We start from the raw sequence: 16181 nt of genomic DNA, 5'->3' as shown, positions 1-16181 counted from the left end.
ATAAAAAGACTTTATTTCTAAAAACAATATAATATTGTTTTCATTTATAAAAAATATCTGTATTCACTAAATTCTTTCGTGTAATATCTTTGACTGTTTGAGCACCAGTCAGTATCATAGCTACCCGCATTTCACTGGTAAAAAGATCAAGGAGATGTGTGACACCTTTCTTACCCGCTGCTGCAAGCGCATAAACAAAAGCACGACCAATCATAACAGCATCCGCACCTTGCGCTATCATGCGTACAACATCAAGACCAGAACGAATACCAGAATCCGCTAAGATAGTTAAATGACCCTTTACAGCATCTGCAATGGCGGGTAATGCTCGTGCTGTTGATAATACACCATCAAGCTGACGTCCACCATGATTGGAAACAACAATACCATCAGCACCAAATTGTACTGCTTCTCGCGCATCTTCTGGGTCAAGAATACCTTTCAGAATCATTTTTCCCTTCCAAAAATCGCGAATCCATTGTAGATCCTGCCAACCAATTGATGGATCAAAATTTGCACCAAGCCAACCAACATAATCATCCAATGCAATCTTCTTTTTGAGATAAGTGGAAACATTTCCAAGATCATGGGGGTGCCCCATAACACCAACATTCCAAGCCCAATGGGGATGCGTAAAAGCTTGTAAAAAACGACGTAATCCAGCATAAGGACCAGACATCCCTGAATGCGCATCACGATAACGTGCACCAGGAACTGGCATATCAACAGTAAAAACCAACGTGCGTACACCAGCTAACCAAGCCCGCTCCAGTACATCACGCATAAAACCGCGATCTTTGAGAACATAAAGTTGAAACCAAAATGCACCTCCAACCACTTCCTGCACTTCTGAAATGGGACAAACTGAAACAGAAGATAGTGTAAAAGGGATCCCTTTTTCTGCTGCGGCACTTGCTGCTTTCACCTCACCACGACGTGCATACATACCCGTTAGCCCAACAGGTGCGAGCACAATCGGTAAATCAAGCGTCTGACCAAAAAGCTTAATTGAAAGATCAACTTCACCAACTTGCCTTAGAATCCTTTGACGCAGTGAAAGCGCTTGAAGATCTGTATAATTACGTCGCATCGTTTCTTCAGCATAAGCCCCACCATCAATATAGTGAAAAAGAAAAGGAGGAAGACGACGCTTTGCTGCCTTACGATAATCAAATGTTGAAGAAATAATCATTTATGGCACCATTGTTCTTGAATAAAAATGGAAGACACTCTAAAATGCATAAGAGCAAATCCGTGTGCTTTCCTATTTAAATATTATCCCAAAACGCTCCATTGAATAGAGAGAAGTAACAGATACTGAAACTTTCTAAAAAAACTAATTGATAAAAACAACGTTTTTATTTCTCTTTTCCAAAGATAAAATCTCATAATATGGGGCAACATCAATAACGTATCCACTCATACATTGTTCATGCGCAATTGAAATATTAATACTCCCTTTAAACGAATATCTCTTCAAGGACTATTGTTCCGCCAATTAGCTTATTATAATTGAAAGTAATTCCCTCCTTCAAAGAGTCCTTACATTCTGATTGATAAAGATAGAAAACCTATAATCATTAAGTATAAACCATAAGCTTCCCCAAAAACCGAAAAAAGCCTTTATTAATATTGAAATTAACACCATCGCATACGTCCAGAAATCTTCTCATATCAATATTCAAAACTGAAACCTGTTAGTTGTTTATAAAAGTTTATAAAAACAGACATTGCCTAATTCATAAAGCATAAAAAGAACTTTTAATGTTCATACTCATAAAAGATATGAGTCTTTATTGAAACAATTTTCTAGCAATATTATATTTGGAAATTATAAATAAGTTACTAAAGTTAGAACATTGTTCATTAAAAAATTTGTTTCTGAACTGCCGTAAAAAACTTATCTATTTGCTCTTAATGATAGTTTTTATACAAAATAAAATCTACCAATCATTTAAGCTCTAAAAAAATAGCTGTATTCAGTCTCGCATATTTTCTTTTCAAAGTAAATAATCTGCTGTTATATTGAGTTTTGATAAGTTATTAACTTATTGTAATAATACATATATATGATATATTAAATATAGTAAAAATTCTTTCATTTTAGATCTTTCCATGATGAAATAATCGAAACTATTCTTTTTATATATCATAAACGAAAACTTCGTGTGGATAGAAATTCTTGAAAAAAATTAAAACGTCTCTTATATCTTTACAGATACAAAGTCATAGTCTTAGAAACTGAAAATAGAGCATATGGCGCTGATTTTGTGAAGGGCAAAACTCTTCTTTTACTCACCCTATATTTCTTGCATACGCATTATCAAAATTCGTGGTTTACCCACTTATTTAAAATGCTTGGATAACTTTAAACCCTGGGCTTGATAATGTGATCCAACATCATGACCATAAAGAACGGATGGTCGATTAAGCATATGCTCATAGACCAAACGGCCAATAATTTGACCATGCTCTAAGATAAAAGGAACTTCATGGCTACGTACTTCTAAAACTGCTCTCGCTCCTTTACCACCCGCCTCCTTATGGCCAAATCCTGGATCAAAAAAACCTGCATAATGCACCCTAAACTCACCAACTAAGGGATCAAAAGGAGTCATTTCTGCAGCATAAAGTGGAGGCACATGAACAGACTCTCGTGAAGCTAAAATATAAAACTCATCAGGATCAAGAACAAGTTCTCTTTGACCTCGATCAAAAAGAGGATCCCAAAAATCTAAAATGTGAGCAATGGCGCGTTTATCGATATCAATAACACTTGTATGATGTTTACCGCGATAACCTATAAGCCCGGTTTTGTCTCCCTTTAAATTAATGGAAAGTCCAATACCATTAGCACTAATATTAGGAAGATCATCCGATATCAGCCTTTCTTGCCTTTGCAGAGCATGCAGCTCAATTTCATCTAAATAGCTGTGCCCTTTTCTAAACCGAAGCTGTGATAAATTCGAGCCAGTACGTACCAAAATTGGAAATGTTCGTGGACTAACTTCCAAATAAAGTGGACCATGATAACCAGAACAAATTTTATCAAACTCCTGAGCATTATTTGTAATAACACGGGTAAAAATATCTAAGCGCCCCGTCGAGCTTTTAGGATTGGCAATAGCAGATAAAAATTCCGGTAAAGCCAAAGTTTCCAAAAGAGGAACAATATAAACACACCCTGTTTCCAAAACGGCCCCGTCTCGTAAATCAAACTCATGCAACTTTAACTGTTCAAGCTTATCCAAAACTTTTGTATCAGTACCCGGCATGAAAGAAGCACGTATACGATAAGCTTTCTCCCCTAAACGAAGATCAAGACTTGCTGGTTGTATTTGAGATCTATCAAATGGATACAGGGACTTGAGAAAGTTATTATTAATCAAAGCTTGTATATCACTATCTGCTAAAATACCGCTTATACGCACCATATATACCGCCTTCCCTTTTTACATTGTTTCTTTTTTGACCTACATGATAAATTGGTGCAAGCTTTTTAAGATGATAAAAACTATTTTTTATTTTTTCCACCCAATTTGTTAAAATAAAATACTTCAAATAATGAAAAATACTGTTTTTCTCTTTAAAAAATAAATAGGAAGTGTTGTAAAAATAATACCTCCCATACCCTCTTATTCTTGAATGTCGCGCAAATGATGTTATTATAATTTTTATAGAACCTTTAAGATTCCTGTTAGAATTTATTATGATTATACGCCATCTTAGCGAAAATATTATTAATCAAATTGCCGCTGGTGAAGTTATTGAGCGACCAGCAAATGTTGTCAAAGAACTTGTTGAAAACGCTATTGATTCAGGTGCAACACGCATTGAGATTATTACAGCAAATGGTGGGAAAAATTTTATCAAAGTCAGCGATAATGGCTGTGGAATTCCTGCAGATCAATTAACCTTAGCAGTTTCTCGGCATTGTACCTCAAAGATCACCGATGACATACACAATATCTGCTTCCTTGGGTTTAGAGGAGAAGCCCTTCCCTCTATTGGTTCTGTTGCTAAACTTAAACTCATTTCACGAACAAAAGATGCTGAAAGTGCTGCTGAAATTTCTGTAACTGCAGGAAAAATTATAGGGCCCAAACCAGCTGCTGCAAATCCTGGAACAATTGTTGAAGTTCGTGATCTTTTCTTTGTCACGCCAGCACGATTAAAATTTATGAAAACTGATCGGGCTGAAACAAATGCTATTAGCGATATGATTAAACGAATTGCTATTGCATTTCCACATATCCGCTTTTCTCTCTCAGGACTAGACAGAACATCTATGGAACTGTCTGCTACAGAAAATAATACTCAAGGGCAATTACAACGCATTACACAAATTATGGGAAAAGACTTCGCCCCTAATAGCATCACTCTGAATGCTGAACGCGAAGCAGTGCGCTTAACGGGTTTTGCTTGTTTGCCATCTTTCAACAGAAATAACAGCCTTCATCAATTTGCTTATGTTAATGGGCGGCCCGTACGTGATAAATTTCTATGGAGTGCGCTCCGAGGCGCTTATGCTGACGTCATGGCACGAGATCGTTATCCTGTCGCTATTCTTTTTCTTGATCTCCCACCCGCTGAGGTTGATGTTAATGTACATCCAGCCAAAGCTGATGTACGGTTCCGCGATCCAGGATTAATTCGTGGTTTAATCGTTGGAGCTATTCGTGAAGCATTACAACAATCTGGTATTTGTCCTACTTCAACCAGTTCTGAAGCAACGCTAGCTGCATTTCAAACACACAAGCCTTTGAGCAATTTTAAGAATACCCACCATTCCTCCTCTTATAGCCCACAGCCTCATCATTTTGCTGCTACTTCAATGGTTCACAAACCATTGGATATTAAAAGCTCTTTTGGTTTTAAAGAAGATACCACTCCTATCATGGAGGGCTTAAATATACCAAGTGGTGATGCATACATTCCAAGCCCTATACCTTCATCAGAAGAGTTATCTTATCCATTAGGAGCGGCCAGAGCACAAATTCATAAAAACTATATTATTGCCCAAACTCAAGATAGCTTGGTCATTGTCGATCAGCATGCAGCTCACGAACGACTGGTTTATGAAGCACTCAAAAATGCACTTTATTCCAAACCGCTTCCCTCACAATTATTACTTATTCCTGAAATTGTAGAACTCTCTGAAGAGGATGCAACGTGCCTTTTAACGCACAAAGATGCTTTGCAAAAATTTGGATTAGGAATAGAACCATTTGGCCCCGGAGCAATCGTCGTGCGTGAAACGCCTTCCATGCTAGGAGAAATCAACATACAAGCCCTTATTAAAGATCTCGCAGATGAAGCTGCTGAATATGATACAACAAATAATTTAAAAGCAATGCTTGATTATGTTGCAGCCACAATGGCCTGTCACGGCTCAATACGATCAGGGCGCCTTTTACGCCCTGAAGAAATGAACACACTATTACGACAAATGGAAGCAACACCCAATACAAGTACATGTAATCATGGTCGTCCTACTTATATTGAACTAAAATTAGCAGATATAGAACGGCTTTTTGGCAGAAAATAAACGCTTAATCATTTTGACAAAAAATATTTTTAAATTTACTCTCGACTTTATAATATATCTTATGGCACTCCTCTTGAATCTCTTGTATCAAGGAAAAAGGAATTATTATGTTTTCCAATGGTGAACGTGAAGCAAAAATTCACTATTCTAATAATGGATATGACATTATAGAATATGGAACTTATACAATTTGTGCTGTTAGCGGGCAAAAAATCCCTATAGATGATTTAAAATATTGGAATTATCACCGCCAAGAAGCATATGCTAATTGTGAAACCTCCTATCATCGGGAACTTGAATGCAATCCGCATCTCAAACAATTGTTAAAAACAAAAGAAAAATAAATCTTCGAAAGCTATTAATTTAACCTTTATCTTTCAGACAAGAAAATTCAAGGGGACGTTTTCTAAAGCGGGTCATGACCTCCTTAAGGAGTGTACGACAGAAATCCTTTTGAGCAAAATTGACCTTTACATCAAAAATAATAAGATTTTTCAAATCTTTTTGCGTATGGATTGTCTGTATACGGATATAATCTTTAGCAGTTGTTGCTAAACATAAATTGTGCATTTTAGCCTTTTCTATAAGGCTTGTTAAATTTTTAGCGGTGAAAAAATAATGGTCTGGATACACGTAAGTTTGCACCACATGACCTGATAATTCTTTAATAGATTTAAAAAATTTATCCGGATTACCAATGCCAGCAAATGCCAAAAATGATTTTCCTGCTACCTCATCAGAGGCACTTGCTTTAAGATGAGCCCGATATAAAGGCTTTCCCGTACGGGTAACAAGAAAAGCAACATTATCACGCGCATCTGGGTGACCAACCAATAAAACACTATCCATAAAAGAAAACTGTGTTTTTAACGGTACGCGTAAAGGTCCTGCTGGAAAGACAGCTCCATTACCAAAACCACGCATCGCATCAACAACGAGTAACGTATAATCCATATAAAGACGGCGGCTTTGAAATCCGTCATCCATTAAAATAAAATTACATCCCTCTTGCTTAAGCCGTTGTGCCGCTGCATAACGATTAGCCGATACAGCTACAACAGCATAACGCGCAAGTAGAAGTGCCTCATCTCCAACATCACGTGCATTGTCATATTTCTCATTTACAAGATGCACTCCTTTAACTGCTCCACCATAACCACGTGATACAACACCGGGTACAAAACCAAGCTCTCTAGCTACTTTAGCAAAAGCAATAACAACCGGCGTTTTACCCGCACCACCACATGTAAAATTTCCAATACACAACACTGGAAGATCAATCACAGGAGGCTTTCTTGCCATAAAACGGCATGAGAAATAACCATAACCCCATGAAATTGGAGTTAATAAAAAACGCAAAAAGCTTTTATTTTTCCACCAAAAATGAGGCGCATTAATATGCATATCTACCCTGACGCTGATGTAAACCTGTTTGTATGACAAGAGGTTGTAAAAATGGATCTAAAATCTTTAATGTGCGCTCAAGTGCACCTGCCATACTTGTTGCTACCTCATAAGCCTTATCAACCATTTCTTGTCGCAAGGCTTCATTTGTTAAAAGCCTATACACCTGAATAGCAAGCTGTTTTGTATCTTGAACCATATATGCTGCATCGCGCGTTAAAAATTGTTCGAACATCTCTTGAAAATTTGAAACATGAGGCCCCGTCAAAATAGCTGAACCAAGCAAAGCCAATTCCAATGGATTGTGGCCACCATTTCCACATAATGACTTACCAACGAAAGAAACTTTTGATAAGCGAAGAACAAATCCCACTTCTCCAATCGTATCTCCCCATAAAATGTCGGTATTCATATCTGGAATCGTATCTCTACTTCTACGAACAAAACGTAAACTCTGACTGTCACATTTTTTAATAAGATCTTCTAAACGTTCAGGATGACGAGGCACAATAATTGTCAATAAATCCGGCAAATAATTTTTAACAATCTTATGAACCTCAAAAGCAATTTCCTCTTCCCCTTCATGTGTTGAAATAGCCGCCCAAACTGGGCGATTACCGATAGCATTACGATAACGTGCAAGCAATGCTTTATCTTCAACCAGAAAAACATCAGCCTTGAGATTACCAGAAAACATAACAGATTTTACACCAAGTGTATGGTAATAAGTTACATCTTTTTCGTTCTGGCCAATCGCCAAATCAATATCTTTAAAAATATGTTTGGCAAGAACGTGCCTCTTTTGCCAAGATTTAAAAGAACGTTCAGACATATGGGCATTGACCAAAATCTGCGGAATACGCATTTTTGCAAGTTCTTTAATACGGAGAGGCCAAATTTCTGATTCACAAATCAAGACGAGATCAGGCTTCCAATGGTTAATAAAACGGCGCACTGCACAATCTAAATCCAAAGGGGCATATTGATGAATCAACCGATTACCAAATTGTTTTTTCAAAAGAATGGAAGAGGTCACAGTCCCTGTTGTAAATAAAACATTGATTTTTAATGATAAAATATGATTAACAAGTGGGAAAAGTGCCAGTGTTTCTCCAACACTTGCTGCATGCAACCAAACTAACGAACCTTGGGGACGTATATGGGAACTTTTACCTAAACGCTCTTTTGCACGACACCATTCTTCTTTGCCACGAATAGTACGAAAAAACAAATAAAAAGGGATAACAGGACATAAGCAAAAACCAATCATTCGATAGGTTAAAAGAGCCGCATGTGCCTTTAATTCTAACATTTAAAATCACCTCATCCAGCTATTTTTAGATATCTATATGCTTATTTTGTTAAAAAATTCATCAACACTATCGGTTGCATCCATATTTTTAATATTCATCTGTATCTTGGATAAAAAACGCTTTATTAAAGGAAAAGAATTACAATTTTATCCCCATATTTTTGCAAAAATTTTACTATAAGAATGACATATACACATTATTCGAATTCCTTTTAACGAAATTTTGTCAATTATGTTTACTTTATCATTTCATTCTGCACCTTATACAAAGAATTTACTCAAAAATAATAAAACTATATTTCAACAAATTATAACTTTGAAAATATAATTATAAATATATGATCTTTTAAAGCCTAAAAAACAATTTATCGTTATTTTTAAGCTATCAAGATGCATTTATAGCTTTTAATGAGACTTTGAATTTTAAACGTTGGTATTTTAGAGAAAAAACCTATTTTTATGTTATGTGTTATCAATTTTTCAAAAAAATATTCCATATAGACATTATAATCTGTATAAATAGAATCAGTAAAATATATTAAAGGGAAAGTTCAATCTTTATCATTCTATTACAATAAAATGAATATGTGAAACTAAACTTTAAACAAAATTTTAAATCCTATCTTTTCAAAAGAGAAGTAGATCATCAACACAAAAAGATTAACTCATGGATTGTCGTTTTAAACTAGTGCTCAAAAAAACTTATGAGGTAAGTTAACTTCATAAATCTATTTAATTTCTCTAAATTCCTAATTTTGGTAAGTTTCTAACGACTTTCATGGTTTCTAAACTTACAGTAATAATTCGTTGCAACAATTCCAATGGATAAGTAAACTTGCTACAGGTCTCAACAGAATAGTGATTGGTGTCATTAACAATGCTATTCTTTTTATCAGACTTAACGCATTAATGTCTTATACTCTATTCAAGAGCAGAGTAACTATTCACAGTATAATTACAGACTTTGAGTAAGACCTATTATGATAATATTTATACCGAAAATAGTTTGATAGAGTTGTCTAGCACTTTCATCAAGTGTAAAGATGATAATGCAAAATGGAGTTATAACCTGCATGAATACTATTATGAAATGGACTTGAACGCCTTGAGAGATATTTCCTTAAGAAAGCATATGCATTTAAACGACAAGCATACTCTTTTTAAGGTGTTATATTTTACTCAAAGAACATGCCTTGTGAAAAATAATAAATAAAAGCGTGAAGCAATTTACAGGCTATAATGACCAAATATTTAAACTTTACTCTGCATCGCCTGATTCAGCATCAAGAAACTGATGCAAATCTACAATGTAATAACGTTGTAATGCATTATCTACACTGCTTTGTGCTTTTGCCTGCCATGCTTTTTGAGCAGATTGATAATCTGAGAAAATACCAACCATATCTAAATCATCTGGATTCTTGAATTGATTACCCTTAAGATTTTTTAATTCCCCACCAAATACAAGATACAAATACTGTTTTTTTTCGTTGATTTCAGTCATATATGCCTCCATATCATTCAAATAATTTTAATACGCTTTTATGTGATTAAACTAACTTTGCTTGACGAACAACATCTATCATGTCCTGACAGCAATTATTTTTACCAGCAATTAAAAGTCCATATTGGTAAGGCTCAATTCCATAAGATAGCAAAGGAATATCAAGCGATGAAAAACATCCTCCACACTCCTGCAAAATAAGATCAGCAGCAGCAATATCCCATTCATGACAATTTGGACGAACCAATACGATATCGATCTCATCTTGAGCAACAAGAACAATGCGATAAGCAAGAGAAGGAAGATAATGGTAAAGACTGACCCGATTACGAAAATCATCTGGTAATTTTTGAGCAAGCGATTTATCAAGCGAAACTTTATATTTTCGATTAATTCCCGAGGCTAAACGAGGAAGCTTTATCTCATTTAATGTTGCCCCTTCCCCCGTGACAGCTGCATAAACATCTCCTCTAGCTGGACATTGTAGAACACCTACAATAGGACGCCCATTCTCAATAACGGCAACCGAAATACACCAATAAGTACTGCCAGAAAGAAATCCACGCGTTCCATCAATAGGATCAACAACAAAATAGCGCTTATAATCTTGTTTTTCTCGATTATCTTTTGTTTCTTCTGAAATCCATCCATAATTTGGACGCGCTCCAAGAAGTGTTTCTTTCAAAAAATGATCAACAGCAAAATCTGCCTCACTAACCGGTGAATTGCCCTCTTTAATCCAAACATCCAACGTGCATCTAAAATACCTCATAGCTAAATCTCCTGCCTCTCGGCAAACATCACGCAAAAGATTTAAATCAGAAAAATGATGCGTGTTATTTTCCTGCAAGTGTCATCCCTTCAATTAACAATGTTGGAGAAGCTGTACCATAACGCCGATCAATATCGTTGGCAGGTGTTAAATGCGCTAACATATGGAGCAAATCAGAACCTAGTGTTACTTCACTCACTGGATAAGCAATTTCACCATTTTCAATCCAAAAACCGGAAGCGCCACGACTATACTGACCGGTAATAAAATCAATGCCATGACCAAATAATTCGGTTACATAAAATCCATTTCGCAAATCTTTTATCATATCGTGAGGCGATACTAAACCTGGTTCAATAGCAAAATTCGTACTGGTCGGCTGCACCAATGACCCCGAACGCACACCGTGTCCATTTGTTTTAAGCCCTAATTCAAGCGCTGTAGAGGAGGAAAGAAGCCAGTTTTTTAAAACACCGTTTTCAATAATATTGAGTGTTTGCCCCTCTACCCCTTCTCCATCAAAAGGATGAGAAGAATTTCCACGTAATCGCAAAGGTTGATCAGTGACGTTAACATCAGGCTTCATCACTGACTTTCCCAAGAAATTTTGTAAAAGACTCGTTTTACGAACCACAGAGGCTCCATTGACCATCGATGCAATATGCCCTGCAACTCCACGAGCCGTACGTGGATTAAAAATAACATCAACTCCTCCTGTCACTGCACGCAACGCCCCCAACCGTCGAACAGCACCAAATCCTGCATTCTTTCCCACAGTTTCTGCGGTCTCTAGATCAGAAAAATGTAAAGCTGTTGTATAATCATAATCCCGCTCCATCTGTGTTCCTTCACCCGCAAGGGCACTACAAGAACGTGAAAAATAACTGGAACGATAGGCTCCACAAAAACCATCGCTAGTCACAAGAATAAACCCTCTACGACCATAAGATGTTGTAGCACCGCCAGAATTGCTTACTCCTTTAACATCAAGAGCTGCTGCTTCTATTTTTAAAGCATCTTCTGTTAAAAAATGACTGCTTGGTACAAAGTCATCAAAAAGATCAAGGTTTTTAGGATGCTTAACCAAACACTCTTTATCTGCCAATCCCTCAAATAAACTATCGGGAGCAGCTTTAGCCATTGCAACAGCACGTTCTGCAATTTCTGGCGGATAAGACGCTAAATTAGCAGAAACACTTGCTACTTTTTTCCCAACAAAAACCCTTAGCGTAAAATCATTGCTCTCTGCAGCTTCTGTCGATTCAACTTTCCCCAAACGAACAGATACACTGGTAGAATGTGCATGAACGATAACAGCATCAGCAGCATCGACCCCGAAACGCCTTGCTGCTTCAACCAACGAAACAGCTTTCTCAATCTGGTTCTTGTCAGTCATTATAGACTCCCTAAAAATATTTTATTATTTATATTGATTAAGCACTCTGATAAATTTATACAAATCAGAATATAATTCTTGTCTGTTTATTTTATTCATAAAATTTACATACGTCTCATGCATTCTTTTTCTTTTAATGCACCAAATTACTTCCCTTTTAGCTTCTTTATGGAAAGATGCAATATGTCGTAAAATCTCTTTAGTTTCAAGATTTATCATGGCACCTTATCATTTTAAAAGCTAAATCAGCCCTGTAATTAGATCAATAGAAGGCTTAGCAATAACACTTGGATTTAAGCCAAAATCCTCAAAAATTCAAAAAGCATAAAACGTACCTAAACTACACGCCTTTTGTCCTCTAAAGTGTCGAATAACGTTTCTCATTCCTATAGCATTCCTTAATCTCGACGCAAGAATCAAGAAAACAACTCATCTTTTTGGCTACTTCTATAAACTCCCTCATAAGAGAACAGTAATCGTGTCAATGAAACAAAACATCAACAACGTAAAAAATATTTCCTTTCATTAAATGATTTCAATAAAATGATCCGTCATACACTTCTTATCCTCATGATCAGTAATGTTACAGAAAACACCTTTTTATAATTATCAAAATAAGTTATAATCGTAACATTTTCTCCCAGGTTTAGTGTGTCTAATCGAGAACCATTCATCTCTTATACATCATCCCTGATCAGTTACTTTGTTATTAAGCCAAGCATAATTTGACGGAATTCTTTTTTCCCGAAACAGAAATCTCAAGACACGGGATAGATTTTGATTTAATATTTTCTCTCTTATTTCTCTCTTACCCCTCCATTAAGAAATGAAGAGGCGTGATATTGTCATAAACTGATAATCAATAAAAGTTTTGTATGAAACTTAACATTGTATCTATTTCTCAATTCAGTTTGCAATATTTGCCCAACTCGTTTTAGTACCCTTATCACTCATAATTGTTTTAACAAATATAAAAACATTTTTAGAAACCGAACATCTCTATACATTTTAAAAATTCAATTTTTTAAACATTTGAACCAAATATATAGATACAAGATTCAATTTTACGGGAATTAAAGTGTATGCTTATTTTATCTTCTAGAGTCTTTTAGAGCTATACTCTCTAGAAAAGTAATCAAAAAAAATGCTCTTGTAATTTTTTAATCAATACTTTGATTTATAAAAATAATTTACTGTTTTATCATTTGCATAAAAAAGCCCAATATTATAAAAATCTATCCATAACGGGGCGGCGTTGTTCTTTTAACGCTGCTAAATCTTGATCATTCCACTGATCTCCATTGTAAAATTGAAAATCTTCCCTTGCATGTTCACGCCATTTGTTAACATGCTCAACATCTTCTTTGTACCAATTGACAAGCTTGCGAAACAAGCCTTCTGTCGACAGATCTGATGCCTTATGTTCTTTTTCTAAATGCTCTTCATCATACATCATTCTGCCATCCATGACGTACTTTCATAAGTTTCTCTACCGCTATAAGCGGCTCTCTTCGGTCTCTGCACCGGCTGTTCGTACCCCACACACATTAATCCAAAAGCATCTGCACCATGACTGGACCAATCATGTTCTGCCCCCAACCCTATATTGCGCTTCTCATCCCATTTCTCGTGATACCAGTTTAGCGCCTTGCGACCCGCTACCGTCGTCTCTTCGTTAAACCAAACTGAAGGTAATATACGTCGCACCGCCTCAATACGCATCTTGACAGCACCAGCCCCTTGATTAGGAATGACTTGCGTCTCAAAACCCGCATCATTCAAAGCACTTTCAAAACTCACATTGTGCACACGGTCTCTGGTCGCACCATCATGGGGTAAAACCATCAGTGCCTTCTCATAGCCATTTCGACGCAACCAACCGATATGTTCGGATAATGGCTGCCCTTGTGCTTCATAATAATCAAGCACTCTGATCTCTCTGCCAACAAATTGCGCTATCCATATCGCTGTTGCATCTGCCTTGGCTCCCGTGCCCCCAATATCCCAAAAGGCGCGTATCTGCATTAAAGGATCACGCGCAACACGCCCTATCCGACCCTCTTGCTCCGCTGCCAACATTTCCTTTTGGTAATACGCGCCTTGAACCGCTGTAAGATATGCCCCTTCCCATATATGCTTATAGGTTTCTGGACGATTTCTAAGGTCATCAAGCCGCGCCTCATTCAAGATCTTGGGAAACTTCGGATTATCGGACCAATTGATCTCTACACGCTTAATGGCTTCATTGTCTGAAAACCGAAACCGCCTTTCAACCGGGGCATTATCTCGCAATGGGTTCCATGTCACCCACAACTCTGCACGCCACCCCTCACCCTCTTCTCGTAACGTTGGAATAAGCGTCTGCCAAGCTGTCTCTGTAACAGGCTCTGCCTCATCAACCCAACAAAGCAAAATACGACCCATCGACTTGATACTGGCTATATTCCGGTCAAGACCAGAAAACTGAAAGGCTATACGACCATCATTCGATTTAATCGAAGCCTCTCCAACTTTGTAATAGTCCCTTAAAAAATCATGAGCTTCAATGACGCGCTTAATCTCCTCCAATGAACTCTCTGCCAAAGAATTTTGAAATTGACGTGCACAAAGAATAGTCCCCGATATCCCCTGCATGCCAAATTGATAGCCTTTTAAAGCAGCCATCAAGGCAAATGATCTTGTCTTCCCAGACCCTCGTCCACCCCAAGCCGCTCGTACCAAGGCATCCCCTGCAAAAAGAGGGATAAGTTTTGGTACAATCTTAATCTGTCTTGTCGTCATTCATTGTTAAAGGAGCAATTTCTACACGCCCTATGATTTTAATGGCTCCCCCATCTTCCCCTGTTACCTGTAAAGGCAATACCTTACCAAGCAACGCTAAATAAGCCGCTGGACACTCCATAGCTTGTTTTTCTAAGTAAGAGATCAATCCCTCGTTGCCAATTTTATTTCCAGCATTCTCCGCAGCCCTCACCACTGCCTCTTTTAAAATACGGGTCATCTTATTAGGCACGCCTTTAACCCGCCCCATTCCTGCCTTTGGTGGTATCCACTTTTTTTTAAGTTGTGGAGCCTGCTCTGTATTTTGTGATGTCATAAAATACACCCTCCCGATAATAAAAAACCCCGCATTTGCGGGGATTTTGGACTGTACTTAACCCTCTCTAGACACAATACGCCTAAGTACAGCAATGTCATTAAATACGATTTGCTACACTTTGTCAACATAAAAATAACACATATTGATATTTTTAAAACGAATCTGTTAGGTAGTGTTAATTATTATAATTTAAGGATTAAATAATGAAGTCACTATCCATAGCGCTCATAGTAATATTTATAGCTTCCTTTTCGATATCAGTGTTATCAAGATACACTAGTGTAGATAGTTTAGAACAATACGATAAACTTTACGAAAAATATGTAAGTGAAAATTATCAAAACTCAGAATATCATCAAAAATTAGCAAAGGCAAAAGAATCGGTGGAGTATTTAAAAACATTTATGGGAAGTACTGTAGACATCCCCCATGACAAAAGTCCATTTTGGAAGCATTTAATAACACTACCTAGCAATCCTCCGGAATTTAATATTTTAAAACATTATCACATAGTGCTTGTTTTTTGTGGTCGTTTTGCTGATTTATTACAAGGTGATAAAAGTATGCCCACAGTTACATTTAACGACTTGCAAACAAAACTTAAGGAATACGGTAGTATTTTTAATGACTGGGATACTATAGAAACTATTTTATTTAAAGCAAAATTTGAAACACATTTTAATGATCCAATGTTTGAATACGCAGAAAAATTTTTGAATTCTCCAAATGGCATTAGCAGAAAAGAACAAACTATTCGTACAGAGCATATGATACTAGGACATGAAAGCGTTCGTTTAAAAAATACAGTGAATATGTGCTCTATTGCTATAAGTGTATATAGAGAAATGATGCCCAAAGAAGATATAAGACCCCCAGTAAGATATGGCTCTTTTGAAAAATGGAAGCGATATTTAAAAATTTTTTAAACTAACGATTAAATACTTATGAAGCACATTAAGAGCAACGCGTAATGAATTCACAAGGTGGGGTAGCATTTGATCTTCTATAACGAGGTACTGTAGCGCAGCGTGAAGATTGTACTGTCTATAAAGGCATTGGGCTTCTTTTAGTGCCTCTTGCATGTTGATAAACTGCTCTGTTGCGAATGCTACCCATTTGTCTCTTGCTTTATCATCAGCAGATGA

Annotated in this window: 12 protein-coding genes and 2 pseudogenes; 3 read left to right on the top strand and 11 right to left on the bottom strand. The window is 36.7% G+C overall.

Annotated features, from left to right (window positions below; translation table 11 throughout):
• Positions 1-40 precede the first annotated feature (40 nt).
• Positions 41-1192, bottom strand: a complete 1152-nt coding sequence (lldD, locus tag MCY_RS02785) for an FMN-dependent L-lactate dehydrogenase LldD (RefSeq protein ID WP_007346848.1) — start codon at positions 1190-1192, stop codon at positions 41-43.
• Between the two features lie 1153 nt (positions 1193-2345).
• Positions 2346-3434, bottom strand: a complete 1089-nt coding sequence (locus MCY_RS02780) for a 2'-deoxycytidine 5'-triphosphate deaminase (protein WP_007346847.1) — start codon at positions 3432-3434, stop codon at positions 2346-2348.
• 275 nt (positions 3435-3709) lie between these two features.
• On the opposite strand from MCY_RS02780, the gene mutL reads away from it, so the two are divergent.
• Together mutL and MCY_RS02770 are read left to right on the top strand one after the other, a co-directional pair.
• Positions 3710-5548, top strand: a complete 1839-nt coding sequence (mutL, locus tag MCY_RS02775; protein WP_007346846.1) for a DNA mismatch repair endonuclease MutL — start codon at positions 3710-3712, stop codon at positions 5546-5548.
• A 107-nt stretch (positions 5549-5655) separates the two neighbouring features.
• Positions 5656-5892 carry a DUF2093 domain-containing protein gene (locus tag MCY_RS02770; RefSeq protein ID WP_007346845.1) on the top strand — a complete coding sequence of 79 codons (237 nt, stop codon included), beginning with the start codon at positions 5656-5658 and terminating at the stop codon, positions 5890-5892.
• A 19-nt stretch (positions 5893-5911) separates the two neighbouring features.
• Here the strand turns inward: MCY_RS02770 and lpxK are convergent, their stop codons facing one another.
• The 8 genes and pseudogenes from lpxK to MCY_RS02725 form a co-directional block, all read right to left on the bottom strand.
• Entirely contained in the window at positions 5912-6952 is a 1041-nt protein-coding gene (gene lpxK, locus MCY_RS02765) for a tetraacyldisaccharide 4'-kinase (RefSeq protein ID WP_007346844.1), read from the bottom strand.
• The gene (gene waaA / locus MCY_RS02760) at positions 6942-8264 is read right to left on the bottom strand and encodes a lipid IV(A) 3-deoxy-D-manno-octulosonic acid transferase (protein WP_007346843.1); all 1323 of its coding nucleotides are present in this window, start codon (positions 8262-8264) and stop codon (positions 6942-6944) included. Before waaA ends, lpxK begins: the two co-directional genes overlap by 11 nt.
• A gap of 1258 nt (positions 8265-9522) precedes the next feature.
• On the bottom strand, positions 9523-9768 hold the full coding sequence (locus tag MCY_RS02755; RefSeq protein ID WP_007346842.1) for a DUF4170 domain-containing protein: 246 nt from the start codon (positions 9766-9768) through the stop codon (positions 9523-9525).
• Between the two features lie 46 nt (positions 9769-9814).
• Entirely contained in the window at positions 9815-10618 is an 804-nt protein-coding gene (locus tag MCY_RS02750; RefSeq protein WP_007346841.1) for a 3'(2'),5'-bisphosphate nucleotidase CysQ, read from the bottom strand.
• Positions 10605-11936, bottom strand: coding sequence for a TldD/PmbA family protein (locus MCY_RS02745; RefSeq protein WP_007346840.1), 1332 nt, complete (start codon positions 11934-11936; stop codon positions 10605-10607). The genes MCY_RS02750 and MCY_RS02745 overlap by 14 nt, the downstream gene beginning before the upstream one ends.
• Before the next feature lie 1240 nt (positions 11937-13176).
• Positions 13177-13404: pseudogene (locus MCY_RS02735) on the bottom strand (portal protein); the annotation flags it as partial.
• Positions 13389-14717, bottom strand: a complete 1329-nt coding sequence (locus MCY_RS02730) for a PBSX family phage terminase large subunit (protein WP_007346838.1) — start codon at positions 14715-14717, stop codon at positions 13389-13391. The pseudogene MCY_RS02735 and the gene MCY_RS02730, both read right to left, overlap by 16 nt.
• Complete coding sequence (locus MCY_RS02725) at positions 14698-15033, bottom strand: hypothetical protein (RefSeq protein ID WP_007346837.1); 336 nt, start codon at positions 15031-15033, stop codon at positions 14698-14700. The genes MCY_RS02730 and MCY_RS02725 overlap by 20 nt, the downstream gene beginning before the upstream one ends.
• 206 nt (positions 15034-15239) lie before the next feature.
• Here MCY_RS02725 and MCY_RS02720 point away from each other — a divergent pair, with 206 nt between their 5' ends.
• Positions 15240-15962, top strand: a complete 723-nt coding sequence (locus tag MCY_RS02720; RefSeq protein ID WP_007346836.1) for a hypothetical protein — start codon at positions 15240-15242, stop codon at positions 15960-15962.
• On the opposite strand, the pseudogene MCY_RS02715 reads toward MCY_RS02720, so the two are convergent.
• Positions 15948-16181: pseudogene (locus MCY_RS02715) on the bottom strand (hypothetical protein); the annotation flags it as partial. The gene MCY_RS02720 and the pseudogene MCY_RS02715 overlap by 15 nt on opposite strands.

The sequence above is a fragment of the Bartonella rattimassiliensis 15908 genome, from assembly GCF_000278215.1.
GTDB classification, from domain to species: Bacteria; Pseudomonadota; Alphaproteobacteria; order Rhizobiales; family Rhizobiaceae; genus Bartonella; species Bartonella rattimassiliensis.
The sequence above is the reverse complement of the archived record's forward strand: the minus strand, read 5'-3'. Positions and strand labels throughout refer to the sequence as shown.

Coding starts and splice junctions, on each gene's coding strand:
- lldD (WP_007346848.1), bottom strand. CDS start 1,192: ATGATTATTTCTTCAACATTTGATTATCGTAAGGCAGCAAAGCGTCGT.
- MCY_RS02780 (WP_007346847.1), bottom strand. CDS start 3,434: ATGGTGCGTATAAGCGGTATTTTAGCAGATAGTGATATACAAGCTTTG.
- mutL (WP_007346846.1), top strand. CDS start 3,710: ATGATTATACGCCATCTTAGCGAAAATATTATTAATCAAATTGCCGCT.
- MCY_RS02770 (WP_007346845.1), top strand. CDS start 5,656: ATGTTTTCCAATGGTGAACGTGAAGCAAAAATTCACTATTCTAATAAT.
- lpxK (WP_007346844.1), bottom strand. CDS start 6,952: ATGCATATTAATGCGCCTCATTTTTGGTGGAAAAATAAAAGCTTTTTG.
- waaA (WP_007346843.1), bottom strand. CDS start 8,264: ATGTTAGAATTAAAGGCACATGCGGCTCTTTTAACCTATCGAATGATT.
- MCY_RS02755 (WP_007346842.1), bottom strand. CDS start 9,768: ATGACTGAAATCAACGAAAAAAAACAGTATTTGTATCTTGTATTTGGT.
- MCY_RS02745 (WP_007346840.1), bottom strand. CDS start 11,936: ATGACTGACAAGAACCAGATTGAGAAAGCTGTTTCGTTGGTTGAAGCA.
- MCY_RS02730 (WP_007346838.1), bottom strand. CDS start 14,717: ATGACGACAAGACAGATTAAGATTGTACCAAAACTTATCCCTCTTTTT.
- MCY_RS02725 (WP_007346837.1), bottom strand. CDS start 15,033: ATGACATCACAAAATACAGAGCAGGCTCCACAACTTAAAAAAAAGTGG.
- MCY_RS02720 (WP_007346836.1), top strand. CDS start 15,240: ATGAAGTCACTATCCATAGCGCTCATAGTAATATTTATAGCTTCCTTT.